Below are 26,656 nucleotides of genomic sequence, written 5' to 3' on the forward strand. Positions count from 1 at the left end.
ATCCGGCCCAGAAGGGCGGATGTAAAGGGAATACCGGTGTGGGGGATGCTCCCAGTCTACGGCACGACGGCGGTGGCCTGCACCAGAAGGACGACGGCGGCGGGTGACGTTCGGCACGTCAGGCCGGGGCTGCCACCTTCAGGGCCTGCAGGGCGGCCTTGCGCACCTGCGGGGTGAGCGTCAGGGAGCCGGCGGCCGCGGCATCGAGAAGGGCCAGGGCCCGCGCCTCGTCGAGGCCCGCATAGACCTGGGCTGCGGTGACCCCGTGGTCCGGGACGCTGCTGATCCTGACCGGGTCCCCGGCCGTGATGCTGCCCTTCACCACCACGCGCAGGTAGGTCCCCACCCGGTTGGCCTCGCTGAAGCGCTTCACCCAGGACTTCTCCCCCAGGTACCGGGCGAAGTTCACGCACGGCGTCCTCGGCATGGTGACCTCGAGGACCACCTGGTCTCCCACGCTCCAGCGTTCGCCGATGACGGCGTGGGAGGCATCGATCCCGCCGACCCGCAGATTCTCGCCGAAGAGTCCCGGCGGAACGTCCCGCCCCAGCTGGGCAGCCCAGAAGTCGGCGTCCTCCTGCGAGTAGGCGTAGACGGCCTTCGTGGGACCGCCGTGATGCTTGCGGCTGGCCTGGACATCCCCCGTGAGCCCGAGCGGGTGGACGTTCACGGGCCCGGCGACGGCCCGCTTGTCGATGGCGGTGACGCCGGTGGAGTCCCGCGTGGGCAGCAGTTCGTGCACGCGGCATACCGCGAGGAGGGTGCCGGAGGTCATGGGCATCATCTTAGGTTCGGTCACGGCTCGAAGCGGTACCCCATGCCGCTCTCCGTGACGAAGTAGCGGGGTGCGCCCGGATCCGGCTCGAGCTTCTTGCGCAGCTGCGCCATGTACACACGGAGGTACTGGACGTCCTTCGCATAGGCGGGACCCCAGACGTCCAGGAGCAGTTGCTGCTGGGACACCAGCCGGCCGGGATGACTGATCAGCCGGTCGACGATCTTCCACTCGGTGGGCGTCAGCCGGATGTCGCTCCCGTCTCTGACCACGCGCCGCGCCCCGGCGTCGAGGGTGAAGTCGGGCGTCACGATCACCGGGGCCTCCGCCGCGATCGCCGACCGCCGGGCCGCCACGCGGAGCCGCGCCAGCAGTTCGTCGAGGCCGAAGGGCTTCGTCACGTAGTCGTCGGCGCCGGCGTCGAGGGCGTCCACCTTGTCCTGCGATCCGTGCCGCGCCGACAGCACGATGATGTGGACCTGCGACCACCCGCGGATCCGCCGGATGACGTCCACGCCGTCGAGGTCCGGCAGTCCCAGGTCCAGCACGATGATGTCCGGGTGGTGCTCGACGGCGGCGGCGAGGGCGGTCTCGCCGTCGACAGCCGTCACGCACTGGAAGCCGTAGGCGCGGAGATTGATCTCGAGGGCACGGAGGAGCTGCGGCTCGTCGTCGACCACCAGCACCCGCGTCACAGCTCCGCCGCTCCCGTCGAGATGGGCAGGCGGATCACGAGCGTGAGGCCGCCGCCCGGCGTCTGCTCGGCGTCGAGCACCCCGCCCATCACCTCCGTGAAGCCCTTCGCCACCGCGAGCCCGAGCCCCACGCCGGCCCCCGACGGCGCGTCGTCGAGACGCTGGAACGGCCGGAACATGGCGGTGACGTCCTCCCGCGACACCCCGCGCCCGTGGTCGATCACGCGCAGCTCGCTGGCGGGGAAGCCGTTGATGAGCGCCTTGCCCGTCCCGCCGACGGACGCCGTCACCTCGATGGACGATCCAGGTGCGTACTTCACCGCGTTCTCCACGATGTTCGCGAGGACGCGCTCCAGCAGCACCGGATCCGCCTCGATCGCCGGGAGGTTCGGCGGGATGGCGACGTGCACGCGGTCCGCGGGGATGTTCACGAGGGCGGGCCCGACGACGTCGACCCACCGGAGCGGACGCAGCAGCGCGTTCACCGCATCGCCCGTGATCCGCGACATGTCGAGGAGGTTGTTGACGAGCGCGTCCAGCCTGTCCGAGGAGTCCTCGATCGTCTCGAGCAGCTCGTCCTCCTCCTCGCGGGAGAAGTTCATCTCGGAATGACGGAGACTGCTGACCGCCAGCTTGATGCCGGCCAGGGGCGTGCGGAGATCGTGGGACACCGACCGCAGGATCGCCGTGCGCATCACGTTCCCTTCGACCAGCCGCCGGTTGGTGCGCGTGCTCCGGACCAGTTCCTGCCGCTGGAGCATGGACCGGAGCTGTCCGGCGAATGCCGTCAGGAGGCCCCGCTCACGGGCCGACAACTGGTGTCCGTAGAGGGCTAGGGTGACATCGCCGTCCAGCGGCTCGAGGGTGGTCGCCGCCTCGGGCGTCCACGGGTCCGCGCCGTCGCGCCGGGCCGCATCGTGTCCCTCCCGCATCGTGTCAAGCCGGTCCGATGTCGTGCCGCGCCGGTCCGTCCCGACGCCGGGCGTGTCGCGCACCGCCAGCGCCGTCCGCTCCACGCCGAGACCCGCCGTGAGCTCATGGTCCGGGTGCTGATCCCCCGTGTCGGTGGGACCTGCGGTGCGACCGAAGAGGGCGACGGCGTCGACGTCGAACTGGGTCTGGACGTGCCGCAGGAAGCCCTGCAGTGTGTCCTCCTCCGCGAGCGCGCCGCGGGCCAACGCCCCGAGCAGCGCTGCTTCCTGCTGCGCCAGTGCGGCGTCGCGGGAGCGCTGCGCCGACAGTCCGACCACGAGGGACACGGTCACCGCGACGGCGATGAAGATCAGCACCGTGGCGATGTTCTCGGCATCGGAGATCTCGAGCGACCCGAACGGCTCGGTGGACGTGTAGTTCAGGATGATGGTGCTCCACAGCGCACCCAGGAGGGCCGGCCAGAGGCCACCGATCAGGGCGACGGCGATCACGCAGGCGAGCTGGAACAGGACGTCGACCGCCAGCAGTGAACCGCCCACTCGGAAGACGGCCGCCTCGAGCAGCGGGGGCAGGATCAGCGCGACGGCGCAGGCGACCGCGACGCGCAGCCGCCCGACGGGAGCCGCGAGAGTGCGCCGCGCCGCCGGTGCCATCAGCGGCGGGAGGTGCCGGGGAGGGCGTCGTCGGGAGCAGTCGGGCCGTCCGCTCCGGTTCCCGCACGGTTCGTCCCGGCAGTGGTGCTGCCGTTCCCGGAGCTGAGGTGTCCGCGGCCGGCGTGTCCGCCGTCAGCGTGCTCCCCGCGGGGTGCGGGCGCCGGCAGGGCCTGCCGCGTCCAGGTCAGCAGGACCCAGAACACGGTGATCGCGAGGGCACAGAAGACACCGGCACTGGAGGCCATCAGCCAGCCGGTGGTGAGCTGCGAGTTGAGGTCCTCCGCCCCGAACAGCAGGCCGATCGTCTTCGGCGAGTAGATGAAGACCAGGAGGGTCACGACGAAGAGGACCGCCGCCGTCGTCCGGTAGGCCGACAGGCCCTGGGGCAGACCTGCGGCCTGCCCGGCGAGGACAGCGAGGACCACGACGATCCACACCCAGTGGTGCGACCACGAGATCGGCGAGATGAGGAGCATGAGCAGCGAGGTCATCGCGATGGGCAGGAACCGGTCGCGGTGCTGCTTCGAGACGCGGATGACGTAGGCGGTCGCAGCGACGAGCAGGAGGGAGACGACCAGCCACGGGACGGTGGAGGGGAAGTCGGGACCCAGGAAGTGGAGGATGGCCCCGCGGACCGAGAGGTTGTCCACATACCCCTCGCCGCCGATGCGCCCGGTGTCCCGCAGCATCTGCAGCCAGTAGGTCAGGGATTCGCCCGGGAGGAGGAGGAAGCCGACGGCGATGGTGCCGAAGAAGCCGCCCGCCATGGCGAACAGCTGCTTCCACTCGCCGCGGACGAGGAAGTACAGGCCGAAGACCAGAGGTGTCAGTTTGATGCCGGCGGCGATACCGGTGAGCAGGCCCGTCGGCATCCGGCGGTGCGGCCCGGAGAGGAGGTCGACGGCGATCATGGCGAAGAGCACGATGTTGACCTGCGAGAACGCCATGGTCTCCCGCCAGGGACCGAGCAGGCACACGAGGCCGGTCCCGGCGATCGCGAGCGGCAGCGCGATCGGGTGACGGAGCACGTCGCGGACGGCGGAGAAACCGCCGAGGTAGCGGGTGATGAGCAGCGACGTCGCACCCGCGATCGCGACGGACAGCGCGACGAAGAGTGCGGCCCCCGTCTCCGCGCTCACCAGCGTCAGCACGGTGAAGGCGAGCGCGGCGAACGGCGGATAGGTGAACAGCAGGGAGCCCTCGCCCTCACCGAAGGAGCGCGAGTACAGCGAGCCGTCGGCGTCGACCACGGACTGCCCGCCCATGCGGTACACCCTGAAGTCGAGGCCGATGAAGTCCGCCCAGGCGAACGCCCAGGCCGCCAGGGCCCCGGCCACCACCACTGCGGCCACCAGGGCCAGCGCCCGGGTCCTCGCCGTCGTCGGAGCACTGCGCCGGCTCATGCTTCTCCCTTCGGGGATCGGGTGCTGGAACCGGTCCGGGAAGCCCGGCGAACGGCTCATCCAGTGTAGGCACGCCCCGGCCGGCCGGCCCGCGTGGCGATATGGTGGAAATCACCCGACCCCCTGTGAAAGGTCTCACTCCAGATGTCGTACTCCAGCGGAACCACCGCCATCACGAACGCGCACGTCGTCCCGATCGACGGCGATCCCTTCGACGGCACCGTCGTCGTCGAGGACGGACGGATCACGGCCCTCGGGGCGTCCGTCTCCGTGCCCGACGGCGCGACCGTCGTCGACGCCGCGGGGAAGTGGCTGCTGCCCGGCTTCGTCGACGCCCACGTGCACCTCGGGACGCACGAGGAGGGCGAGGGTCCCGCCGGCGACGACACGAACGAGATGACGAACCCGAACACCGCCGGCGTCCGCGCCATCGACGCGATCAACCCCTTCGACCCGGGGTTCGACGACGCCCTCGCGGGCGGCGTGACCACCGTGAACGTCAACCCGGGGTCCGGCAACCCGATCGGCGGGCTCGCCGTCGCCCTCCACACGCATGGCCGGTACCTCGAGGAGATGGTGCTGCGCTCCCCCAGCGGCCTCAAGTCGGCGCTCGGCGAGAACCCGAAGCGCGTGTACGGGGGCAAGGACAAGACGCCGTCGACGCGCCTCGGCACCGCACTCGTGATCCGTGAGGCGTTCATGAAGGCCCAGAACTACATGGGCAAGGCCGATGAGAACGCACGCGACCCGCACCTCGAGGCGCTGGCCATGGTGCTGCGCCGTGAGATCCCCTGGCGCCAGCACGCACACCGCGCCGACGACATCGCCACCGCGATCCGGATCGCGGACGAGTTCGGGTACGACCTCGTCCTGGACCACGGCACCGAGGCGCACCTGCTCGGCGACGTCCTGGCCGAGCGCGGGACCCCCGTGCTGATCGGGCCCCTCTTCACCACGAAGTCCAAGGTGGAACTGCGGGGCCGGTCGATCGCCAACCCGGGCAAACTCGCGAAGGCCGGCGTCGAGATCTCGATCATCACCGACCACCCGGTCATCCCGATCAACTTCCTCGTCCACCAGGCCACGCTGGCCATCAAGGAGGGCCTCGACCGCGAGACGGCGCTGCGCTCCATCACGATCAACCCGGCGAAGGTCCTCGGGCTGGCCGACCGTCTCGGCTCGCTCGCCGTCGGCAAGGACGCGGACCTCGTGCTGTGGAGCGGTGACCCGCTCGACGTCATGCAGCGCGCCCTGCAGGTCTGGATCGGTGGCACGGAGGTCTACTCCTACGACACCGACGCGCGTACCGGCACCGTCGCCCCGCGGGTCTAGGACGTCCCATGGCGAAGCCCCTGCCGCCGCGGCCGTTCACCCTGCGGGCCGCCGTCGTGCTGTGGCTCGTGATCGCGGTCCTGCTGCTCGTCGCCGCCGGCACCTTCATCACGTCGGCCGCGGTTCAGGATCTCGACCGCGCAGGCTTCATCGGTCTCGGCGCGCTCTTCGGGGCACTCGCCGTCCTGCAGCTGCTCCTCCTGCTCCCGTTGCGCCGGGGCAGGAGGAGCGCCCGCGAGCTGCTGAGCACCATCGGGATCATCGCGGGCGTGCCGATCGTGGTCCGTGGGACACCGGGGCTGTCGCTGATCGCGGGGGCGATGCTCGTCGCCGTCCTGCTCATGTGGCTGCCGCAGACCAGTGACTACTTCCAGCTGACACAGCCGAAGGCGAAGAAGCGCCTCCGGCTGCCGGGGTCGCGGTAGCCCGAGCCCGGCGGCGTCTTCCCCGAGCCCGCGCCCGCCGCGGCGGCCCGGGCCCGTGGCTCCGTTCCCCCGGCTCTGCGCCCCCGCCGCGGCGGCCCACCCCTGAAGGACCCACCCCTGAAGGACCCACCTCCGGGGGCTCACACGAAGCTGGGAAAACCGGGTGAACGGTCCGCGTCTGACGGGTGAACCGTTGTCGAACGGGTAGCGTGTCGACATCAGGATTTTCAGGCTTTATGAGCGGGTGCATTGTCGAGGGTGCACGACGAACACGCGGTCATCTGGATCGCGAGGTACCGCATGTCCGACCGCATTCCCCACATGACCCGACGGGTCGGGGTGATGGTGGGACGTGTGCTGCTCTACGTCCTGCTGTGGGCGGGGCTCGTGCTGCTCGTCGCCGCCACGGGGATCCGTTTCCTCTGGGGTGAGATCTCCGTCAACCAGATGATCCTCAACCTCGTCTCCGTGGAGACCGACGGCGGTGGCGGGCCACTCGTCTGGATGGGCATCCTGGGCCTCGGAGTCCTCCCCGTCCTCATCACCGTCGGCATCGCGCTGTGGCAGCATTCCCGACGAAACAGGCGCCTCCACCGGGATGAAGGCATACGGCGCCCGCCGTGGGTGACACGCACCGTCTCCACGGCCCTGGTTGCCACGGTGGTCCTCGGAGGCACCACCGCCTTCAGCAGCGCCGTGGGAATGGGCGACTACATCAAGGCGGCGAACTCCGAGTACGACCTCGGCCGGTATCACGTGGAGCCGGTCGTCACCGGTGACGAGCAGAAGCGCAACCTGGTGCTGATCTACCTGGAATCGGGCGAAGCCACCCTCGCCGACGGCCAGCTCTTCGAGAAGGACGCCTTCGCTTCGTTGAAGGACGCCACGCAGGAGTCGGACGGATGGCAGAGCATCGACGATCTCCAGCAGTACAGAGGTGGTGGGTGGACCATGGCCGGACTCGTCTCGACCCAGTGCGGAATCCCGCTGAAGGGCGGCGCCCCCACGGCGAGCAGCGACTCCCTCAACGACCTCGGCGACGACGTCGCCACCTACCTGGGCGGGACCACCTGCCTCGGCGACGTCCTGGCGGAGCACGGGTACACCAGCACGTTCCTCGGCGGCGCCAATGCCTCCTTCGCGGCGAAGGAGACGTTCCTGCGCGACCATGGCTACTCCGAGGTGAAGGATCTCGCCCACTGGCGCGCCGCCGGCGAACCCGCGACGAGCTTCCGCAGCGATTGGGGTCTGAGCGACCAGCGACTCCTGGCCCACGCACGGGACGAGATCGACGCCCTGCATGCTGACGCGGAGGCGACCGGCACCCCGTTCAACCTGTCCATCCTCACGCTGGACACCCACGAGCCCGTACACGTCCACGACTACTGCCCGGTGGACACGGCGAACGAGCTCACCTCCGTGTTCTCCTGCTCCATGACCGAGGTGGCCGGGTTCGTCGACCACATGGAGGAGAAGGGTTACCTGGACGACACCGCCGTGGTGATCATGGGGGACCACCTCAAGCACATGAATGCGAACGACCAGTTCCACGAACAACTGGACCACCACCCCAACCGCACCATCTTCAACCGGCTCTGGATCCCCGGCAGCACCGTCGATGGCAGCAACGGCGCGCTCCGCGCCGGCGGGGACCAGCTGAACCTGTACCCGACCCTCCTCGAAGCCGCCGGACTGACCCTGAAGGACCGGCAGGCAGGGCTCGGGGTGTCCGCCTTCGCCCCGGAGATCCCGGCCGGCTCGGCACAGGCCATGGACCCCGGCCCCTATGCGGAGCTGCTGGACTCGCGCTCCGCGGACTTCTACGCGGAGGCCTGGACCGACACGGAGCCTGTCCCGTAGGACGCACGGAGGCGGCGCCTGTCCCGTAGGACGCACGGAGGCGGCGCCTGTCCGGGATCTCCGAGCCGGACCAACACCCGCGGAAGGACCGTCCTGATCATCGGGACACGTGGTGAACGCGCCGTGGCCGGTGGGTAAACCGTAAATGAACGGGTACCGTGTCTGTACTACTCGATTTCACGCCCCGCGATGGGCGCATTGTCAAGGTGTACGGCGAGAACGGACATCTGGAATGAAAGGGCCTCCCATTTCCGAACGGATGAATCACGTGACACGACGAATCGGCATCGTCGTGGGCCGCACGCTTGTCTATGTCCTGATCTGGGCGGGACTCACCCTGCTCATCGCCGCCGCCGGCATCCACTTCTACTGGGGCAAGATCTCGGTGAATCAGATGCTCCTGAACCTGGTCTCCGTGGAAACCGAAGGAGGCGGCGGGGCGCTGGTCTGGATGGGCATCCTGGGGGTGGGAGTATTGCCCCTGCTCATCACGGTCGGGATCGCCCTGTTCCAGTACTACCGTCGCCGCAAGCGCCGCCAGGTCGGGGAGGACGAGCGCACCGACCGATCGCCGTGGCCCGTGCGTGCCGTCTCCACCGCCCTCGTCGCCGCGCTGGTCGTCGGCGGCACCACGGCCTTCTCCAGCGCGGTCGGGATGGTCGACTACATCAAGGCGGCGAACTCGGGGTACGACGTGAGCGACTACTACGTGGAGCCGACGGTCACCAGTGATGAGGCCAAGCGCAACCTGGTGCTGATCTACCTGGAGTCCGGCGAAGCCACGTTCGAGGACGAGGATCTCTTCGAGAAGGATGCATTCGCTCCCCTGAAAGAGGTCACCCAGGCCTCGGACGGCTGGCAGAGCGTCGACCCTCTCTACAATTACCGAGGGGGAGGCTGGACCATGGCCGGCATCGTCGGCACGCAGTGCGGCATCCCGCTGAAGGGCGGCGGCCCCGCCCCGAAGAGCGGCTCCCTCAACGGACTCGACAGCGCGATCGGTGCCTACCTGGGCGGCACGACCTGCGTAGGTGACATCCTCGAGGCCCACGGGTACACCAGTGTGTTCCTGGGCGGCGCCAACGCCGAGTTCGCCGCGAAGGGCACCTTCCTGGAGACACACGGCTACTCCAAGGTGAAGGACCTCCCCGATTGGAAGGCCGCCGGGGAGCCGGAGGAGAACTTCAGCGCCGACTGGGGCCTGAGCGACGGACGCCTGATGGACAACGCGAAGGACGAGATCGACGAGCTGCACGCGGAAGCGGAGCGGACCGGCCAGCCCTTCAACCTCTCCATGCTGACGCTGGACACCCACGACCCCGCGCACGTCTTCGACTACTGCTCCGTGGACACCGAGAACGTGATGACATCGGTGTTCTCGTGCTCCATGGCCCAGGTGGCCGGGTTCGTGGACCACATGGAGGCGAAGGGCTACCTCGACGACACGGCTGTGATCATCATGGGCGACCACCTGAAGCTCATGACGGCAGGCGACCCTTTCCACAAGCAGCTGGACAACAACCCCCACCGCACCATCTTCAATCGGGTCTGGGTCCCTGGCGGGGGCACCAGCCCGATGCGCACCGACGCAGATCAGCTGAACATGTTCCCGACGATCCTGGAGGCCGCCGGGTTGACGTTGAAGGACCGCCAGGCCGGCCTGGGTGTGTCCGCGTTCACGTCGGAGATCCCGGACGATTCGGCGCAGTCGATGGAAGGGGATTCCTACGTGCAACTGCTCGAATCAGGGTCCCAGGACTTCTATGAGAAGGCCTGGGCCGGCGGGGCCGGCGCCAAATAGCGGCCGGGGGCGCACACCGCCCCCGGCAATGACTGCCGAACACGGAAAAGGCCCCTTCGACAGAAGGGGCCTTTTCCGTGAGGTCCAGCGGCGTGAGGTCTAGCGGAGGGTCGCGATGGCCTTCTCGAGGTCACCGATCAGGTCCTCGATGTCCTCGATGCCGACCGACAGCCGGATGAGGTTCTCGGGTACGGCGAGTTCGGTCCCCTTGACGGAGGCGTGCGTCATGTCGCTCGGGTAGTTCATGAGCGACTCGATGCCGCCGAGGGACTCCGCGAGCGTGAACACGTGCGTGGATTCGGCCACCTTCTTCGCGGCGTCCGCTCCTCCCTTGAAGGTCACGGAGATCATGCCGCCGAAGTCCTTCATCTGGGCAGCGGCGAGGTCATGGCCGGGATGTTCCGGCAGCCCCGGGTAGAACACGCGCTCCACCTCGTCCTGCTCCTGCAGCCAGCGGGCGATCGCCGTCGCGTTCGAGGAATGGCGGTCCATGCGGACGCCGAGGGTCTTCAGCCCGCGCGTGGTCAGCCAGGCCTCCATCGGCGCGGACACGGCACCGACCGCGAACTGTACGAACCCGACCTTCTCCGCGAGCGCGTCGTCGTTCACGACGACGGCCCCGCCGCTGGCATCGGAGTGCCCGCCGATGTACTTGGTGGTCGAATGCACGACGACGTCGGCCCCGAACGTGAGCGGCTGCTGCAGGTAGGGCGACGCGAACGTGTTGTCGACGACGAGCAGGGCACCGGCCTCGTGCGCGAGCTGGGCCGTGGCGGCGATGTCGGTGATCTTCATCATCGGGTTCGACGGCGTCTCGACCCAGACCATCTTCGTGTTGTTCACAGCGATGGCGGCCCGGACGGCGTCAGTGTCCGCCATGTCCACGGCGGTGTTCGTGATGCCCCACTCGGACAGGACGCGGCTGATCAGGCGGTAGGTGCCCCCGTACGCATCGTTGCCGAGCACGATGTGGTCGCCCGGACGCAGCGCGGCGCGGATCAGGGCGTCCTCGGCGGCGAGGCCGGAGGAGAAGCTGAAGGCATGCCTGCCCCCTTCGAGCGCCGCGATCTGGACCTGCAGCGAGTCCCGGGTGGGGTTGGTGCCGCGGCCGTACTCGTAGCCGTTGCGCAGCTGACCGATGCCGTCCTGGGCGAACGTGGTGGTCTGGTACAGGGGCGGGATCACCGCGCCGGTCGTCGGATCGGGGGTCTGGCCCGCGTGGATGGCCCGGGTGTTGAAACCCTGGGCGTCAGAGTGCGTCACGATGCTCCTGGAGTTCGGGGTTACTGGCTCATGTATGTCAGCAAGTCATGCCGCGTGAGAATTCCCACCGGCGAGCCGACGGAGGTCACCATCAGCGTGTCGCCGTGCTGGAGCCTCTCGCGGGCCGTCTCCACGGATTCGCGGGACCCGATGAGGGGCAGCTTCGCCTCCATGTGCCGTGAGACCTCGTCCGTCAGCTTCGCCTCGCCGTGGAAGAGCTTCGCCGTCAGGGACCGCTCGTCGATCGAGCCCAGGACCTCGCCGATCTTGACCGGCGGTTCCTGCGACAGCACGGGGACGCTGGACACGCCGTACTCGGCCATGATCGCGATGACGTCGCGGACCGTCTTGGTGGGGTGCGTGTGCACGAGGTCCGGCAGGGCACCGCTCTTGGCGCGCAGCACCTCCCCCACGTTCGTGTCCTCGCCGCCGTCCATGAAGCCGTAGGACTTCATCCAGTCGTCGTTGAAGATCTTGCCCAGGTAGCCGCGGCCGCCGTCGGGCAGGAGGACCACGACGACGTCGTCCTCCGTCAGGTCCTTCGCCACGCGCAGCGCCGCGACCACGGCCATGCCGCAGGAACCGCCGACCAGCAGGCCCTCCTCGCGGGCGAGCCGGCGGGTCATCGCGAAGCTCTCGTCATCGGTGACCCCGTGGATCTCGTCCGGCACCGAGGGGTCGTAGGAGTCCGGCCACATGTCCTCGCCGACGCCTTCGACGAAGTAGGGGCGGCCGGTGCCGCCGGAGTAGATGGAGCCGTCCGGGTCCGCGCCGATGATGCGGACGGGACCGCCCTCGCGGTCGGCGGAGACCTCCTTCAGGTACCGGCCCGTGCCGGTGATGGTTCCACCCGTCCCGACGCCGGTGACGAAGTGCGTCAGGGTGCCGTCGGTGTCGTTCCAGATCTCCGGCCCGGTGGTCTCGTAGTGGCTGAGCGGACCGTACTGGTTGGAGAACTGGTCCGGCTTGTAGGCGCCGGGGATCTCGCGGACGAGCCGGTCGGAGACGCCGTAGTAGGACTCCGGGCTGTCGGGCGCTACGGCCGTGGGGGTGACCACGACCTCCGCGCCGTACGCCTTGAGGACGTTGCGTTTGTCCTCGCCGACCTTGTCGGGGACCACGAACACGCACTTGTACCCGCGCTGCTGGGCGACGAGGGCCAGACCGACGCCGGTGTTGCCGGAGGTCGGTTCGACGATGGTGCCGCCGGGCTTGATCTTGCCCTCGGCCTCCGCGGCGTCGATGATCCTGGCCGCGATGCGGTCCTTCACCGACCCGCCGGGGTTGAGGTATTCGACCTTCGCGAGGACGGTGGCCCTGATGCCGTCGGTGACGGAGTTGAGCTTGACCAGCGGGGTGTTGCCGATCAGGTCAACGATGGAATTGGCATACTTCATGGGTACAACGCTACCGGCTGGCCCCCCAACCTCCGTGCCGCTGTTACGTAGCGGGACATCACGACCTCCGCGGCACCCACCCGGCACGCGTGCCATACTGGCCGGCGGAACGGAGACCCTTGAACCTGCGCCATGCCTCGCGTGCGATCCTGCCCGTCCTCGCAGTGCTGTGCATCGTGACCGGCCTGCTGCCGGGCCCGGATCTCGTAGCCCTGTGGGAGCGGATCTGGCCGATCCTGCTCTTCGTGACGTCCATGACGGTGGTCACCGACCTGCTGTTCTCGGCCGGCGTCTTCGAGCGCGTCATTGCGGGTGCCGCGCGCATCGCCGGCGGACGCACCCTGGTGCTGTGGCTGGTGACGGTCCTCCTCGCCGTCGCCTGCACGGTGTTCTTCTCCCTCGACACGACGGCCGTCCTGCTCACACCCCTCGTGGTCCTGCTCGCCCGCCGGGCCGGCCTGCCGCCGCTGCCGTTCGCGGTGACCATCGTCTGGCTCGCCAACACGGCATCGCTCCTTCTGCCGGTGTCCAACCTCACGAACCTGCTCGTGCAGGAGGAACTGGGGCTCAGCCCGGTCGCGTTCGCGGGGCTCGTGTACGGGCCCGCCGCGGTCGGCGTCGTCGTGCCCTGCGCCGTCCTGTTCCTGATCTTCCGACGCCAGCTCGCCGGACGGTTCTCCCCCGCGCCCTCCCGCACGGTGGACGACAGCGTCCTGCTGCGCTGCGGCTACGTGGTGCTCGCCCTCCTCCTGCCGGCCCTGGTCAGCGGGGTCCCGGTGGCCCTCAGCGCCACCCTCGCCGCCGTCGTCCTGACGGTCCTGTTCGCCGTCCGACGCCGGGACGCGCTCACTGTCCGGCTCATCCCCGTCAATCCGCTCGTCATCGCACTCAGCCTCTTCGTCCTCGTGACCGCGGCCCACGCGCAGGGGCTCGACGGCTTCCTCACCCCGGCCGCAGGGACCGGCGAGGGCTTCGCCGACCTGCTGCAGCTCACGGCCGCCGGCGCGATGGGCGCCAACGCCGTGAACAACCTGCCCGCCTATCTGGCCCTCGAGCCCACCGCGGGGTCCCCCGTCCGGCTCGCGGCGGTGCTGATCGGCGTGAACCTCGGCCCGCTCGTCACCCCGTGGGGTTCCCTCGCGACGCTGCTCTGGGCCGAGCGGCTGCGGTCCCTGGGCCTGCGTATCCGGTGGGTGCCGTTCGCCCTCGCCGGGCTGCTGGTCACCCTGCCGATGCTGCCGGCCGCCGTCGCCGTGCTCTGGCTGCTCGAGGGGTGAGGCCGGGGCGGCACGACGGCGTCGCTCGGCACCAGGATCGCGCATTGTCGAGGAAGGGTTCTAGCGACCGGTCGCCTCCGCGGACAGCTCCCACTGACGGGCGCCGGCGGCGGCAGCGCCGAGGGATTCGACGACGCCCCGGGTGCGCTCCCGGACGGCAGCCTCCTGCTCGGGCGACGAGCAGGAGCCGACGGGCCGGTCCGGAGCGAGGGAACACCAGCGATAGGGGTCGGAGACGATCAGGGACGGGAGCCAGTCGAGCCCCGCGACCGACCAGGCGCCGGTCTCGTCCCGGCTGAGGCGGGCCCTGACCATCAGCCCCTCGTTGTTGACGTCGTGGACCGGTGACAGTTCGGTCACCCCGTTCCCCAGGCCGTAGACGATCCAGGTGTCCTTGTACCTCTCGATGGGCAGGACGGAGTGGGTGTGGTGGCCGTAGACGAAATCCACCTGGCCGCTGTCGGCGAGCGCGTGCGCGGTCCCGGTCTGCTGGGCGTTCGGGACCGAGGCGTATTCGTCGCCGGCATGCAGTGCAGCGATCACGATGTCCGCGCCCAGGGCCCGGGCGGCCCGGGCCTTGGCGATCATCGTCGGCGCGTCGAGCAGGTCCACCCGCCACGGCTGGTCGGGCACGGCCCCGTTCAGGCCGTACGTCGCCTCGATGACCGCCACCTTCACCCCCGACCGGTCGAGGATCAGGGTCTCCTCCGCGTCCGCGGCACTGGCGTAGGAACCGGTGTGGTCCAGGCCCGCCGCGTCCAGGGCGGCGAGGGTCCGCTCGACACCCTCCGGCCCCCAGTCCAGGGAGTGGTTGCTGGCTGTCGTGCAGGCGTCGTAACCGACATCCCTCGCGGCATCGAGGATCTGCGGGGGGACGTTGAACTGCGGGTACCCCGCGAAGGGTCCCTCCGGCGCCGCCACCGGCGTCTCGAGGTGGCAGATCCCCAGGCTTGCGGTGGAGAGGTAGGGGCGTTGGCCGGCGAGCAGCGGCTCGAAGTCGAGCGGAGGATTCCCGGTCACCGCCGCATCCGCGGCCGCCTGCTCCCACAGCTGCGGATGGACCAGGAGGTCCCCTGTGAGGACGATGCTCGCGCAGTCCTCACAGGCCGCGGGAGCCGGAGCCGGTGCTGATGTCGGTGCTGGTGTCGGTGCGGGCGCCGTCGACGCCGGGTCCGAGGCAGCCGCTCGAGGTGCTGGATCCTCCGCCGCACCGCCGTCCCCCGAGCAGCCGCACAGGAGGATCACCCACAGCAGGACGACGAGACGCAGGGTCATCCTCGGAGCGGGACGGCACACGCGGGACATGACGGGGGACATCCCCCTCCCCCGATTCCTGGGCACCGCAGCCATCTGCCGTCCTCATGACGATTCCACCGGACGTCCGATGCTACTCCGCACTGGTAGGGGTGACGCGCGATCCCGCCGGCCTGGGAACCCGCCGTAGCCGCCGCGGACCCGTGCTGGTACCGTGCGCGCCGCCGGCCATCTCCGGTCCGGGACGCCCGGAGTCCGGGTCCGCCGTGGGACGATTGAGCCATGACCATTGCTCCCGCCGTCGTGGCCTCGGGCGCCGAGGCCGTGGAATGGGTGCCGAACGGCCCGTACAGCCTGGCCAGGACGATCGGCACCCTGCAGTGCGGTCCGCACGACCCGTCGTTCATCGTGCAGGGCCCCGACCACTGGCTGGCGTTCCGGACCGCCGACGGCCCGGTCACGCTGGCCCTCCGCCAGCGCGGATCGCTGAACGAGAGCCGCGTCCAGGCGACGGCGTGGGGTACCGGTGCGGCCTGCGCGCTCGCATCTGTTCCCCGGCTGCTCGGCGCCGACGACGACTGGAGCGCCTTCGACGCGGCGGAGTTCCGCGCCACGCTGCCGGACCTCGCCCGCAAGGGTCGGTACCTCAGTCCCGGACTGCGCCTGCCGTCATCGGGCCGCATGCTCGACACCGTCGCGCGGGCCGTCCTCGAGCAGCGGGTGACCGGCCTGGAGGCCAAGCGCGCCTGGCGCTATCTGCTGGTCCGGTACGGGGACGTCGCCCCCAGGGCCGGCGACGTCGGGCCTGCCGGGCTCCGCCTCCCGCCGACCGCCGAGCAGTGGCGCCGCGTGCCGTCCTGGGAGTGGCACAGGGCCGGCGTCGACGCCCAGCGGTCGTCCACCGTCCTCAAGGCGGCCCACATGGCGACCGGTCTGGAACGCCTCGCGGCGCTGCCGGGAGGCGACGCCGTCCGTGCCGGTCTGCGATCCGTGTCGGGGATCGGCGTCTGGACGGTGGCCGAGGTGGTGCAGCGGACGCACGGGTGCCCGGATTCCATCTCCGTGGGCGACTACCACCTCGCCGCCTACGTGGGCGCGGCACTCACCGGCCGCCGCACGGACGACGCCGGCATGATCGAACTCCTGAAACCGTGGAAGGGCCAGCGCCAGCGCGTGGTGCGGTCGCTCTACGCCAGCGGGTTCCGCAAACCGACGTTCGGCCCGAGGCTCTCCCCCGAGGATCACCGCCGGCGCTGAAGGCACGGCGCTGACGGCACGGGGCGGCCCGGCTGCGATGCGGCGGAGAGGGCGCCCACCGCTAGGGTTGGAGGATGAGCCAGCCCGTAGACGTCACAGCAGTATTCACCCCGCTCGACGGCGAGTTCTTCCGCGTGAAGCTCGCCCTCGACATCGCCATCGAACAGGTGGTGGAGGAACCCGGATGCATCCGGTACGAGATCACGGATGCCCAGGAGGACCGCATCGTCCTCACCGAGCAGTGGGAGTCCACCGAACTCCTCGACCAGCACCTGCGCGGCCCCGCCATCCAGGACCTCGGCGAATCACTGAGCGCCCTGCTGGCCCGGCCGGCGGACGTCGTCCGCTCCGACAAGGCCTGACCAGGACCGACGAAGCCCCGCACTCAAAGGAGTGCGGGGCTTTCCTCGTTACGGGGCGGCTACTGGCCGTCGGCGGCCGGGGCGCTCCCGGCCTGCTGCTGGGCGATCTGCTCGTGCACGGTCTTCATGTCGAGGCCCTTCACGGCGTCGACGAGTTCGCCGAACTGGGTCGCGTTCAGGGCGCCCGGCTGGGAGAAGACGAGCACCTTCTCGCGGAAGGCCATCAGCGTGGGGATGGACGTGATGCCTGCGGCCGCGGCCAGCGACTGCTCGGCCTCGGTGTCCACCTTCGCGAAGGTGACGTCCTCGTGCTGCTGCGACACGGCGTCGTACACCGGGGCGAACTGCTTGCACGGGCCACACCAGTCGGCCCAGAAGTCGACGAACACGATGTCGTTGCCCTCGATGGTTTCTGGGAAGCTTGCCTCAGTGATGTTGATAGTCGACATCCTTCAACGCTAACGACCCCCGGCCGCCATGTCAGGTGTGTTCGCTACCGATGAAGAACCGCACCACCGACCCCGGAGGCCCGAGTGACCGAAGATCCCTATGACCTGGCGCGGTTCGTCGCGGCGCAGGATGCGCACGGAACCTACACGCAGGCCCTGGCCGAACTGAACGGGGGCCGCAAGACGGGCCACTGGATGTGGTTCGTCTTCCCCCAGATCGCAGGGCTCGGGAGCAGCCCGACGGCGGTCCGCTACGCCATCGGATCGCTGGAGGAGGCCGAGGCCTACCTGTCGCACCCCGTACTCGGACCACGGCTGATGGAGAGCACGCAGGCCCTCCTCACCCTCGACGGCAGCGACCCGGTGGCGGTGCTCGGCGGGATCGACGCCCGGAAGCTGCAGTCCTCCATGACGCTCTTCAACCGGGCCGCCCCGCAGGAGCCGTGGTTCCAGGCCGTACTGGACCGCTACTACGGTGGCGTCGAGGACCAGGGGACGGACTCGATCCTCGCGGGCTGACGCCGTCCGGCCCTGATCTTAGACCTCGGCGGCGTGCGTGAGGGACGCGCGTCCGGCGGCCACGACGGCGCCCGCCACGAGGACCATGGCGGCGGCGACCGCGTAGGTGGTCTGCGGGGTGTAGAGCTCGGCCAGCTTCGTCGCCGCGAACGGCGCGAGGGCGCCGCCCATCCAGCGCACGAAGTTGTAGCCTGCGGAGGCGACGGGCCGCGGCGCGTCGGAGACACTCATCGCGAGTTCGGTGTACAGCGTGTTGTTGATGCCGAGCAGGGCCCCGGAGGCGATCACCAGCACGACGACGGCGGTCACCGAGTGCCCGGCGGCGACGGCGAGGCCGACGAGGACGAGCATCAGGGCACCGAGGGTCAGCAGCAGGACGCGCGTGGTGCCGAGCCGCCGCTGCAGCGCCGGCGCGACGAGGACCGAGAAGACGGCGACCATCAGGCCCCAGCCGAAGAAGACGGCACCGATGCCGTAGGCGTCCATGCCGAGCACGAACGGCGTGAAGGCGAGGATCGTGAAGAACCCGTAGTTGTAGAAGAGGGCGCTGGTCGCCGTCGTGCGGAGGCCCCGGTGTCCGAGGGCGCGAAGCGGATCCCTGAGGGAGGTCCGGGTCGCGGGTTTCGGGGTGGCCGGCAGCAGGACGGCGAGGGCGATGAAGGCCGCGGCCATGAGGCCGGCCGTCCCGAAGAATGGGGCACGCCACTGCCATCCGCCGAGGAGGGCCCCCAGCAGCGGACCGAGGGAGATCCCGAGCCCGAGGGCGGCCTCGTACAGGATGATCGCGGTCGCGGTGCCGCCGCTGGCGACGCCCACGATCACGGCGAGCGCCGTGGCGACGAACAGGGCGTTGCCGAGGCCCCAGCCGGCGCGGAAGCCGACGAGCGTCGCGACGTCGCCGGACAGTCCCGAGAGGGAGGCGAACACCACGATGAGGCCGAGCCCCAGCAGCAGGGTCTTCCTGCCGCCGATGCGGGAGGAGATGACGCCGGTGACGAGCATGGCGACGGCGGTCACGAGGAAGTAGCTGGTGAAGAGCAGTGACACCTGGCTGGGTGAGGCGTCGAGGTTCTCGGCGATGGCGGGGAGGATGGGGTCGACGAGGCCGATGCCCATGAAGGCGAAGACGGCGGCGAGGGCCGTGGCCCAGACCGCTTTGGGCTGGCGGAAGAAGGAAGGCTTCTCGTCCGCGAGGACCGTGTCGGGTGGTGCTGCCGGTGAGGCATGGGTGGTCACTGCTGGTGGCTCCTACAAGGTGTGGTTGATCTTCTGGATGATCGGCAGGGCGGCGGCGAGCGTGGCCCGCTCCCCGTCGTCGAGCCGGTCCAGCAGGGCTGCCACGCGCGCGTTGCGGCGCCGACTGGCGTCCTCCCACGCGGCGCGGCCCTGCTCGGTGAGCTCCACCAGGACGGCGCGGGAGTCGGTCGGGTCCGGCTGTCTGCTGACGAGGCCCGCCTGCTCGAGCTTGATGATCTGCTCGGTGGCGGACGGAACGCGGATCCCGAGGTTCGCCGCGACCCGGCTGACCCGGAGCGGGGCGTCCGCGGCCATGCTGAGCGTGCTCATCTGCATCGCGGTGATGTCGCCGTCGCTGTCCATGGACCGGCTGAGGTAGACGGCGTGGCGCAGCGTGGTGCGGAAGGACTGCGCGAGGGCCAGGACCTGCGGGTCCAGCTGTTCGGGGCTCATAGTTAGGAAGCCTAACATTCTGAGGGGTGGGTCGCATCCTGCCCCGTCGTCGGCGCCGGGTTAGCGTTGGTCCCACACGGGACGGAAGGGGATCCATGCACGACGATGCGCCATCGGCCGTGATGCCTTCCGGCCTGGTCCCCGTCCCCGAGCCTCTCGTCTTCCTCGCCGGCGCATGGGCCACCGAGCGGACCATGCTGGACCGGGCGGGCGGCGCGACGGGCACGTTCACCGGCACCACGACCTTCACACCCGACGACGGCGGCCTGCGCTGGGACGAGGAAGGGACGGCCCGCTGGGCCTCCTACCGGGGGCCGGCGTCGCGCTCGTACCGGATCGACGCCGATGACACCGGGGTGGTCGTCACGTTCCCGGACGGACGCGTGCTGTGCCGACTGGACCTCAGCCGCGGCCGTGCCCGCGACGAGCACCCCTGCTCCCCCGACACCTACCGGGTGGATTTCACGGTGCCGTCACCGGACACGGTGCGGTACTCCTGGGACGTGATCGGGCCCGCGAAGAATCTCCTGCTCACGACCGTCCTGACCCGGATCGGAGCCGGACCGCTCAGGCCCCCGACCGGCCCGCCGCGGGCGCCGTGGTCGCCATCGGGCGGCGCTTGAGGGCGGGCAGCTCGAACAGCAGGTTCACCGAGGCGTGCTTCCTCGTCGAATACATCCATGCCAGCCCCAGCGGAGCCCCGACACCGACCGCCAGCAGGGCCGGCAGCAGCCAGGTCCCGGCAACCCCGGCGGCGTCCGCGAGGGCGAGGACGCCCATGATCGGTCCGAGGTGCACCACGTAGAAGACGATCGAGTGGCGCCCGACGAACTCCAGCGCCGCCGTCGCACGGTTCGCCCCGAGCCGCGGGAAGAGCCAGCACACGACGCCGAGTGCACCCACCACGCCCCACACGAACTCCCCCCGGTAGAGCACGTCCCGGCCGGCCACGTTGAGGGCGCCCACCGTGACCGCCGCGGTGCCGGCGAGAACCGGCACCCAGGGCCTGCTGATCATGCGCTCAACCAGCCCGGCGTGCTGCACGCACCAGGCGCCGAAGAAGAAGAACGCCGCGAGGAACGCCATCATCTGGAGACGGCCGCCGTCGGGCAGGACCAGCGACGCGGCAAGACCTGCACCGGCGACGGCGACCGCCGGGACGCGGCGCAGCGGGTAGGCCGCGGCGTAGAAGACGAGGATGAACCACAGGTACCAGAGGTAGGTGGGCGAGAAATAGACGATCTGCGCCACGGCGCCTGCGCTCAGGCCTTCGGTCGCGGCCAGGATGATCAGCGACCAGAGCAGGTACGGCCACGCCACGAGGGAGACCTTGCCCGCGAAGTAGGTGCGGGCGCGCTTGGCCACCGACCGCGGCAGCAGGACGCCGGAGAGGAACATCAGGACGGGCATGCGGAAGGGCTCGAGGAAGAGGTTGAGCTGGTCGATCCCGGGGGTCGGGCCGACCGCCATTCTGAGGGCCTCGCTCGCATGGAGCAGGACGACGAGGAGGATGGCGACGCCGCGGAGACTGTCCAGCCATCCGACGCGCGCCTGTCGTGAGCTGCTGATCCTGACCCCCCGCCGTCGAGCTTCCACTGTACGCACGTGCCCCGGTACTTCGGTGATGACCCCTGCTCCGGATGGCATCCGGACGAAGGAGTTGACATGGGTATCGAGGATCCGCGGAGACGGAGATGTTCGCGGCGAGGTCCTTCAGGCGGGTGGACGGGACGGATCTGCGCCGGCGGACCTGCCCGGCCGCCACAGGTCGCGGCGGTGTACGTGCGCCCTACTTGGTGGTGATGGCGGCGTCGTCGACGTACATCCAGGTGTCGTCGGCGGGGACTGCTCCTTCGAGGTGGACATTGAACCAGAGCGTGATGCTCTTGCCCCTGTAGGCACTGAGGTCCGCGGTGACGCGGGTCCAGGTCGCGGAGTTGCTGGCGCGCTTGAACAGGCTGCGCAGCACGGTGCCGTTGGTGGAGCGGATCTGCGCTTCCGTCCAGTCGTAGCGGCAGGCGGAGCCTTCACAACGCTCGTCGGTGGTGTGGGGCTTGTACCAGAAGGACAGGGTGGAGGTTCCGGTGGCCGGGACCGCGATGGTCCGGGACAGGCTGCTGTTCCCGAGGGGTTCCGGGCCCGAGGTCAGGCCGAGGAGAGCGGAACGGATTCCGGTGCGGGCGGTGGCGGAGGCCTTCGGGGGCAGGACGCCGCCGGTGGTCCAGCCGGCGAGGCCGGATTCGAAGCCGCCGTTGGTGATGACGCTCTTGGGGGGCGCTGCGGGGGTGACGGAAGCGGATGCGGCGGAGGCCGGGGATCTGCCGACCGCGTTGGTGGCGGTGACGGTGAACGTGTAGGCGGTGCCGTTGGAGAGCCCTGTGATGGTGGCGCGGGGTGCGGCCGGGTTGCCGGTGACGGTGACGGGCCGGAGGTTGGTGGTCCCGGAACGGGGAGTCACGGTGTAGGACGTGATGGGCGAGCCGCCGTTGTTCGGTGCGGTCCAGGCCACCGTCGCGGAGCCGTTCCCCCTGGTGGCCGTGACCCCGGTCGGTGCGGCCGGCGCCGCTGCGGCCTGCGGGGTCAGCGCCTGGACGCCCTGGCGCACCGTGACCATCGGCAGCCCGCTGTTCCTCACCGCGGCCATTTGGGAGTCGAGCACGGCTGTGTCCACATGAAAGACGTCCCCGCCGATGCTCGCTCCCACCTCGTGGTAGACCAGGATCAGCCAGGTATTGGTGGCCCTAGCGGTGTCCACCCACCCCTGGACCGTGGCGGTGGTGGTCGTGGAGACGACGTTCTGGACGACGACGTTATAGGGATCGAAGCCGGCCGGCGCGTTGAACCCCTCATCGGTGTTGCGCTGGGTGGCGTAGTAGTTCTTCACCGCAGCCGTGGTCGTCGCGTTGTACGCACCGTAGGGCGACGCGAAATCGATCCCGGCTGAAGGACCGAACAGCTGCTGCAGCGTGGCCCTGCTCTGTGCGAGCTCACTGTCGAGCTGGCCCGCCGTGAGTGTGGTCAGGTCCGAGTGGGTCACGGTGTGGGACGCGATCTGGTCACCGCGGTCGGCGAAGGCTTGGATCTGGGCCTGGGTCATGTAGTTCGGGGCGTCGTCGATGGATCCCGAGATGATGTACATCGTGGCCGGGACCCCGTACTTGTTCAGGACGGGCAGAGCGTTGTTGTACTGGCTGGTCCACCCGTCGTCGAACGTCACACTCACCATGCCTGCGGGTGCAGCCTGGGCAGGGGGCGGCGCCCAGAGAGAAGCCCCGCCGAGCACCAGTCCCAAGGACAGCGGAAACGCCGCCAACGGTCTGATCGAGAGGCGTTGCCGGCCGGTCCGGGGCTTCCCCCGGTCCGAGGGGCGCTGCGACGATCGCCTAGGAGCAGTCCGGTTCCGGAGAGCGGTCGCTAGTACACGGAATCGATTCATGATGTCCATCTCGTCCTCGCCTCGTGGACTCTCGTGCCGGCCCCCTGAAGAGTGCTGGTCGATTGCGTCGGCTACGGAGGGGGCCGGTTTCAGAGGTTCGCCCGTCTGCTGCAGTCAGGGTAGTCCCGGCGGGACTGGATGGTCCCAGTAGCCGGTACCTGTCTTGATCGTCGATCGCTACCCTGACCGTGAGGGGTGGTGCTTGTTGCACTGCTGCCGCATCACGCAGGAGCAGGGCGCGTGCTCACTGGGCAAGAAAAAACCCACTGGGACCTCCGAAGAGGTCCCAGTGGGTCCAAGTTTCCCGCCATTACTGGCGAGTGGCAGATGAGGGATTCGAACCCCCGTAGGCGTTGCCAGCTGATTTACAGTCAGCCCCCTTTGGCCGCTCGGGTAATCTGCCGAACGTCTTCACAGGAAGACCGCCCGCAGCAAGAGCGGGCAAGACAACTTTACCCACAAACCGCCCGGGAGACGAATCGGCCGGCGACGCTACAGGCCCGCTGCCACCCGGCGCTCGATCTGCGCGTAGAAACTGCCGGCCTGCTCGGGCGTGACCAGGCGCAGCAGGACGGCGGTGTCGAGGTCCGCCCGGACTCCGGCGAGGCGGTCCTGCGAGGTCGCCGCCGGAACCTTGACGACGACAGCGGGCGCCCCCGACAGGAGATCGCGGGCGTCACCGTCGGTGCTGTCGGTGCTGTCGGTGCTGTCGGTGCTGTCGGTGCTGTCGGTGGGGGCGATGACCGACGACGGAGCGGCGAGCGCCGGACCCGCAGCCACCCCGGTCAACGAAGCCGCGGTGGCCGCAGCAAGGAAGGACCCGGCCATGGCCCGGCGGAGCCGGACCCGGTAGCGGCGGCGCGGCGTCTCGGTCATGGCGGTGCTCCTTCGGTCCGGGTGATTGTCACCAGGGTGTCAGCCGGCGGTGTGCGTGTCCCCAGCGCCGCCTGAGCACCTGCTGTGAAGGGCAGGGTTGCGGATACGCTTGGGGGCAAGGAAACCCAACCACCCCGAGGAGGCATCGTGGCGAGTGAATCCACGTTCGACGTCGTAAGCAAAGTGGACAAGCAGGAGGTCGCCAACGCGCTGAACCAGGCGCAGAAGGAGATCGCCCAGCGGTACGACTTCAAGGGGGTCGGCGCGGAAGTGGACTTCAGCGGCGAGAAGATCCTCATGAAGGCGAACTCGGAGGAGCGCGTCCTGGCGGTCCTCGACGTCCTGCAGTCCAAGATGATCAAGCGCGGCATCTCCCTGAAGTCCCTCGACACCGGCGAGCCCTTCCCCTCGGGCAAGGAGTTCCGGCTCGAGACCTCCATCAAGGAGGGCATCGCCCAGGACATCGCCAAGAAGATCAACAAGCTGATCCGCGACGAGGGGCCCAAGGGCGTCAAGTCCCAGATCCAGGGCGACGAGCTGCGCGTCAGCTCGAAGTCGCGCGACGACCTGCAGGCCACCATGGCCCTGCTCAAGAACTTCGACGAGGCCGATCTCCAGTTCGTGAACATGCGCTGACCGCAGCGCCCTGAGCGGACAGCGGACGACGGCGGCCCCACCTGCCGAAGGTGGGGCCGCCGTCGTCCGTGCCGCCCTACTGGGTGAGCGGGCGGCCTGCCATGCCCTCGAGGCGGGCGATGCGCTGGTCCATCGGCGGGTGGGTCGCGAACAGCTTGCCCGCACCGCCCCCCTTGAACGGATTGGCGATCATCAGGTGCGAGGTGTTGACGAGGCGCTGGTCCTTGGGCAGCGGAGCCCGCTGGGTCCCGCGTTCGAGCTTGCGGAGGGCGGAGGCGAGCGCCAGCGGGTCGTCGGTCAGGGCGGCGCCGTCCTCGTCGGCGTCGTACTCACGGGTCCGGCCGATCGCCGTCTGGATGAGCGCCGCGGCGAGCGGCGCGAGGAAGGCGAGGAGCAGCGCCGCGATGGGATTGCCGCCCTGGTTGCGGTTGCCGCCCATGATGCCCGCGAAAGCGAACATCTGCGCCACGGACGTGATGACGCCGGCGACGGCGGCCGCGATGGACCCGGTGAGGATGTCGCGGTTGTACACGTGCATGAGCTCGTGCCCCAGGACGCCGCGCAGTTCACGCTCGTCCAGCAGCCGCAGGATGCCCTGCGTGCAGCACACTGCGGCGTTCTCCGGGTTGCGACCGGTCGCGAAGGCGTTGGGGGCCATGGTCGGTGAGACGTAGAGCCGCGGCATCGGCTTGTTCGCCCGGGCACTGAGCTCCCGGACGATCCGGTACATGGCCGGCTGCTGCTGCTCCGTCACCTCGACCGCCTGCATGCTGCGGATCGCGATCTTGTCGCTGTTCCAGTAGCTGTAGGCGATCGAACCGACGCCGAGCAGGGCGAAGAGCCAGATGAACATGGAGCTGCCGGTCGCCCCGGCGATGACGGCACCGAAGACGAGGAAGATCCCCATCAGGGCGCCGAACAGCAACGCCGTCTTGGCGCCGTTGAAATGGTTGTGCACTGCTGTCTCCTTGGGCTGCGGCGGCCGTCGCTGTCACCAGTACAACGCGGGTGCTCGGCGGCCTGTTCCGTTCATCGTACGGGCCGGCGCTGCGAGCAGGCAGGGAGCGGGCAGGGCGTCAGGGCTGGGGGTGGCGCGCGTCGTACTGCGCGAAACGGGGCTGCCAGCGGGCGACGGCGAGCACCAGCACGGCGCACGCGATTCCCCCGATGACGGCGGTCCAGCCCTCCCCCAGCCAGGCCGCCTGGCCGCCGGCCACCATGTCGCCGAGGCGCGGCCCGCCGGCGACGACGACGATGAACACACCCTGGAGGCGTCCGCGCATGGCGTCCGGCGTCGCCGACTGGAGGATCGTGTTGCGGAAGACGCTGCTGACGGAGTCGGCGATGCCCGCGAGCACGAGGCACGCGGCCGCCGGGAGGACCCAGCCGGAGATCTCGCCCTCACCCGCGGCGGGCTGGCCGGTCGCGGTGGCCATGACGACGACGAGCCCGAACCCGGCGACGGAGGCGCCCCAGCCGACGATCGACCAGATGACGGCCTGACCCTGCCGGTGGATGTGCCCGAGCGGGCCGGAGAACAGCCCGGCCAGCACCGACCCGAAGGCGCCGGACGCCAGCAGGATGCCCACGGTCAGCTCGCCGCCGCCGATGAGCACCGCGCCCACGGCCGGCAGCAGGGCGCGCGGCTGCGCCGTGATCATGGCGATGAGGTCCAGGATGAAGGTCATCCGGATGTTCGGCCGCGTGCCGAGGAAGCGGAACCCCTCCAGCACGGTGGCGAGGCCGGCCCGCCGCGTGGGGCCCTCCGGCGGCAGCGGCGGGAGCCGGTACACGGCCCACAGCGCGAAGGTGAAGGTGACGACGTCGACCGTGTACGTCCAGGCGTAGCCCACCTGCGCCACGAGGAGGCCCGCGAGCAGCGGGCCCACGGTGAAGGCGAGGCCGAAGGTGATCATGCTCAGGGCGTTCGCGGCGGGCAGCAGCGCCGGTCGCACGAGGCGCGGGATGATGGAGCTCCGGGTGGGCTGGTTGATGCCGGCCGCGCCGGACTGCACGGCGATCAGACCGTACAGCAACCCCACGCTGTCCATGCCGATCCACGCCTGCAGCGCGATGGCCGCGGTGGTGGCCCACAGCGCCAGTCCCGAGAGCAGCGCGACCGTGCGGCGGTCCTGCGCGTCGGCGATGGCGCCGCCGTAGAGACCCGCCACCACCAGGGGCACGAGGGCGAAGAGGCTGAGCAGCCCGACGCTCAGGGTGGACTGCGTGAGGGAGTAGATCTGCAGGCTCACGGCCACGATGGTGAGCTGCGTGCCGATCGCCGAGAGCGCCGTCCCGATGTACAGCCGCCGGAAGGCCGGACTCTCCTTCAGCGGGGTGATGTCGGCGAGGAGTCTGGGCACG

The 26,656-nt window shown here is 69.7% G+C and carries 25 protein-coding genes and 1 tRNA gene; 10 read left to right on the forward strand and 16 right to left on the reverse strand.

From position 1 onward, the window contains the following. Positions 1–118 precede the first annotated feature (118 nt). Genes C4K88_RS09585 through C4K88_RS09600 form a run of 4 tightly spaced genes read right to left on the reverse strand, consistent with a single transcriptional unit; the run spans position 119 to position 4,459 of the window. A complete protein-coding gene (locus C4K88_RS09585) occupies positions 119–775 on the reverse strand; it encodes an MOSC domain-containing protein (RefSeq protein WP_104121732.1) in 657 nt (218 codons plus the stop codon). Between the two features lie 20 nt (positions 776–795). Beyond that, complete coding sequence (locus C4K88_RS09590; protein WP_104121419.1) at positions 796–1,470, reverse strand: response regulator; 675 nt, start codon at positions 1,468–1,470, stop codon at positions 796–798. Then, on the reverse strand, positions 1,467–3,056 hold the full coding sequence (locus C4K88_RS09595; protein ID WP_104121420.1) for a sensor histidine kinase: 1,590 nt from the start codon (positions 3,054–3,056) through the stop codon (positions 1,467–1,469). The genes C4K88_RS09590 and C4K88_RS09595 overlap by 4 nt, the downstream gene beginning before the upstream one ends. Next, on the reverse strand, positions 3,056–4,459 hold the full coding sequence (locus C4K88_RS09600) for a glycosyltransferase 87 family protein (protein ID WP_167399012.1): 1,404 nt from the start codon (positions 4,457–4,459) through the stop codon (positions 3,056–3,058). The genes C4K88_RS09595 and C4K88_RS09600 overlap by 1 nt, the downstream gene beginning before the upstream one ends. Positions 4,460–4,603: 144 nt before the next feature. Here C4K88_RS09600 and C4K88_RS09605 point away from each other — a divergent pair, with 144 nt between their 5' ends. From C4K88_RS09605 to C4K88_RS09620, 4 genes are all read left to right on the forward strand, one after another. After that, on the forward strand, positions 4,604–5,791 hold the full coding sequence (locus tag C4K88_RS09605) for an amidohydrolase (protein WP_104121422.1): 1,188 nt from the start codon (positions 4,604–4,606) through the stop codon (positions 5,789–5,791). Between the two features lie 8 nt (positions 5,792–5,799). Next, positions 5,800–6,216 (forward strand): hypothetical protein, encoded by a 417-nt coding sequence (locus C4K88_RS09610; protein WP_104121423.1) that lies wholly within the window; start codon positions 5,800–5,802, stop codon positions 6,214–6,216. 300 nt (positions 6,217–6,516) lie between these two features. Next, entirely contained in the window at positions 6,517–8,076 is a 1,560-nt protein-coding gene (locus C4K88_RS09615; protein ID WP_167399013.1) for a sulfatase-like hydrolase/transferase, read from the forward strand. A gap of 259 nt (positions 8,077–8,335) precedes the next feature. Then, a complete protein-coding gene (locus tag C4K88_RS09620; protein WP_241521815.1) occupies positions 8,336–9,877 on the forward strand; it encodes a sulfatase-like hydrolase/transferase in 1,542 nt (513 codons plus the stop codon). 99 nt (positions 9,878–9,976) lie between these two features. On the opposite strand, the gene C4K88_RS09625 is transcribed toward C4K88_RS09620, so the two are convergent. Continuing rightward, positions 9,977–11,140 (reverse strand): cystathionine gamma-synthase, encoded by a 1,164-nt coding sequence (locus C4K88_RS09625; protein WP_104121425.1) that lies wholly within the window; start codon positions 11,138–11,140, stop codon positions 9,977–9,979. Between the two features lie 20 nt (positions 11,141–11,160). Beyond that, the gene (locus C4K88_RS09630; protein ID WP_104121426.1) at positions 11,161–12,537 is read right to left on the reverse strand and encodes a cystathionine beta-synthase; all 1,377 of its coding nucleotides are present in this window, start codon (positions 12,535–12,537) and stop codon (positions 11,161–11,163) included. Positions 12,538–12,656: 119 nt separating this feature from the next. On the opposite strand from C4K88_RS09630, the gene C4K88_RS09635 reads away from it, so the two are divergent. Continuing rightward, positions 12,657–13,814 carry an SLC13 family permease gene (locus C4K88_RS09635; RefSeq protein WP_241521816.1) on the forward strand — a complete coding sequence of 386 codons (1,158 nt, stop codon included), beginning with the start codon at positions 12,657–12,659 and terminating at the stop codon, positions 13,812–13,814. 60 nt (positions 13,815–13,874) lie between these two features. On the opposite strand, the gene C4K88_RS09640 is transcribed toward C4K88_RS09635, so the two are convergent. After that, positions 13,875–15,089, reverse strand: a complete 1,215-nt coding sequence (locus C4K88_RS09640; protein WP_104121735.1) for a CapA family protein — start codon at positions 15,087–15,089, stop codon at positions 13,875–13,877. A 261-nt stretch (positions 15,090–15,350) separates the two neighbouring features. Between C4K88_RS09640 and C4K88_RS09645 the strand changes: the two genes are divergently transcribed. Continuing rightward, positions 15,351–16,325, forward strand: a complete 975-nt coding sequence (locus C4K88_RS09645; protein ID WP_104121427.1) for a DNA-3-methyladenine glycosylase family protein — start codon at positions 15,351–15,353, stop codon at positions 16,323–16,325. A 74-nt stretch (positions 16,326–16,399) separates the two neighbouring features. Next, entirely contained in the window at positions 16,400–16,687 is a 288-nt protein-coding gene (locus C4K88_RS09650; protein WP_104121428.1) for a putative quinol monooxygenase, read from the forward strand. Positions 16,688–16,746: 59 nt separating this feature from the next. Here C4K88_RS09650 and trxA read toward each other — a convergent pair whose 3' ends face one another. After that, the gene (gene trxA, locus C4K88_RS09655; protein WP_104121429.1) at positions 16,747–17,136 is read right to left on the reverse strand and encodes a thioredoxin; all 390 of its coding nucleotides are present in this window, start codon (positions 17,134–17,136) and stop codon (positions 16,747–16,749) included. Between the two features lie 84 nt (positions 17,137–17,220). Here trxA and C4K88_RS09660 point away from each other — a divergent pair, with 84 nt between their 5' ends. After that, positions 17,221–17,655, forward strand: a complete 435-nt coding sequence (locus tag C4K88_RS09660; RefSeq protein ID WP_104121430.1) for a DUF1810 domain-containing protein — start codon at positions 17,221–17,223, stop codon at positions 17,653–17,655. Positions 17,656–17,673: 18 nt separating this feature from the next. On the opposite strand, the gene C4K88_RS09665 is transcribed toward C4K88_RS09660, so the two are convergent. Both C4K88_RS09665 and C4K88_RS09670 read right to left on the reverse strand, forming a co-directional pair. Continuing rightward, positions 17,674–18,891, reverse strand: a complete 1,218-nt coding sequence (locus C4K88_RS09665) for an MFS transporter (protein WP_104121431.1) — start codon at positions 18,889–18,891, stop codon at positions 17,674–17,676. A gap of 12 nt (positions 18,892–18,903) precedes the next feature. Further along, positions 18,904–19,344: a MarR family winged helix-turn-helix transcriptional regulator gene (locus C4K88_RS09670; RefSeq protein ID WP_241521817.1), complete on the reverse strand. Its 441-nt coding sequence runs from the start codon at positions 19,342–19,344 to the stop codon at positions 18,904–18,906. 95 nt (positions 19,345–19,439) lie between these two features. Here C4K88_RS09670 and C4K88_RS09675 point away from each other — a divergent pair, with 95 nt between their 5' ends. Then, the gene (locus C4K88_RS09675; RefSeq protein WP_174705227.1) at positions 19,440–19,967 is read left to right on the forward strand and encodes a DUF6314 family protein; all 528 of its coding nucleotides are present in this window, start codon (positions 19,440–19,442) and stop codon (positions 19,965–19,967) included. Here the strand turns inward: C4K88_RS09675 and C4K88_RS09680 are convergent. The 4 genes from C4K88_RS09680 to C4K88_RS17135 form a co-directional block, all read right to left on the reverse strand. After that, positions 19,912–20,949, reverse strand: a complete 1,038-nt coding sequence (locus tag C4K88_RS09680; RefSeq protein WP_167399015.1) for an acyltransferase family protein — start codon at positions 20,947–20,949, stop codon at positions 19,912–19,914. The two genes, C4K88_RS09675 and C4K88_RS09680, sit on opposite strands and share 56 nt — an antisense overlap. Positions 20,950–21,133: 184 nt before the next feature. Further along, positions 21,134–22,570 carry a polysaccharide deacetylase family protein gene (locus C4K88_RS09685; protein WP_167399016.1) on the reverse strand — a complete coding sequence of 479 codons (1,437 nt, stop codon included), beginning with the start codon at positions 22,568–22,570 and terminating at the stop codon, positions 21,134–21,136. A gap of 531 nt (positions 22,571–23,101) precedes the next feature. Then, positions 23,102–23,183 (reverse strand) — tRNA-Tyr (locus tag C4K88_RS09690). Positions 23,184–23,272: 89 nt separating this feature from the next. Then, positions 23,273–23,656: a hypothetical protein gene (locus tag C4K88_RS17135; RefSeq protein WP_146065662.1), complete on the reverse strand. Its 384-nt coding sequence runs from the start codon at positions 23,654–23,656 to the stop codon at positions 23,273–23,275. A 147-nt stretch (positions 23,657–23,803) separates the two neighbouring features. On the opposite strand from C4K88_RS17135, the gene C4K88_RS09700 reads away from it, so the two are divergent. Continuing rightward, on the forward strand, positions 23,804–24,292 hold the full coding sequence (locus C4K88_RS09700) for a YajQ family cyclic di-GMP-binding protein (RefSeq protein WP_104051037.1): 489 nt from the start codon (positions 23,804–23,806) through the stop codon (positions 24,290–24,292). Positions 24,293–24,368: 76 nt separating this feature from the next. On the opposite strand, the gene htpX is transcribed toward C4K88_RS09700, so the two are convergent. Further along, the gene (htpX, locus tag C4K88_RS09705; RefSeq protein WP_104121436.1) at positions 24,369–25,250 is read right to left on the reverse strand and encodes a zinc metalloprotease HtpX; all 882 of its coding nucleotides are present in this window, start codon (positions 25,248–25,250) and stop codon (positions 24,369–24,371) included. A gap of 118 nt (positions 25,251–25,368) precedes the next feature. Further along, on the reverse strand, positions 25,369–26,655 hold the full coding sequence (locus C4K88_RS09710; RefSeq protein ID WP_104121736.1) for an MFS transporter: 1,287 nt from the start codon (positions 26,653–26,655) through the stop codon (positions 25,369–25,371). Between the last annotated feature and the right edge of the window lies 1 nt (position 26,656).

The organism is Arthrobacter pityocampae (assembly GCF_002927275.1).
GTDB classification, from domain to species: Bacteria; Actinomycetota; Actinomycetes; order Actinomycetales; family Micrococcaceae; genus Arthrobacter_D; species Arthrobacter_D pityocampae.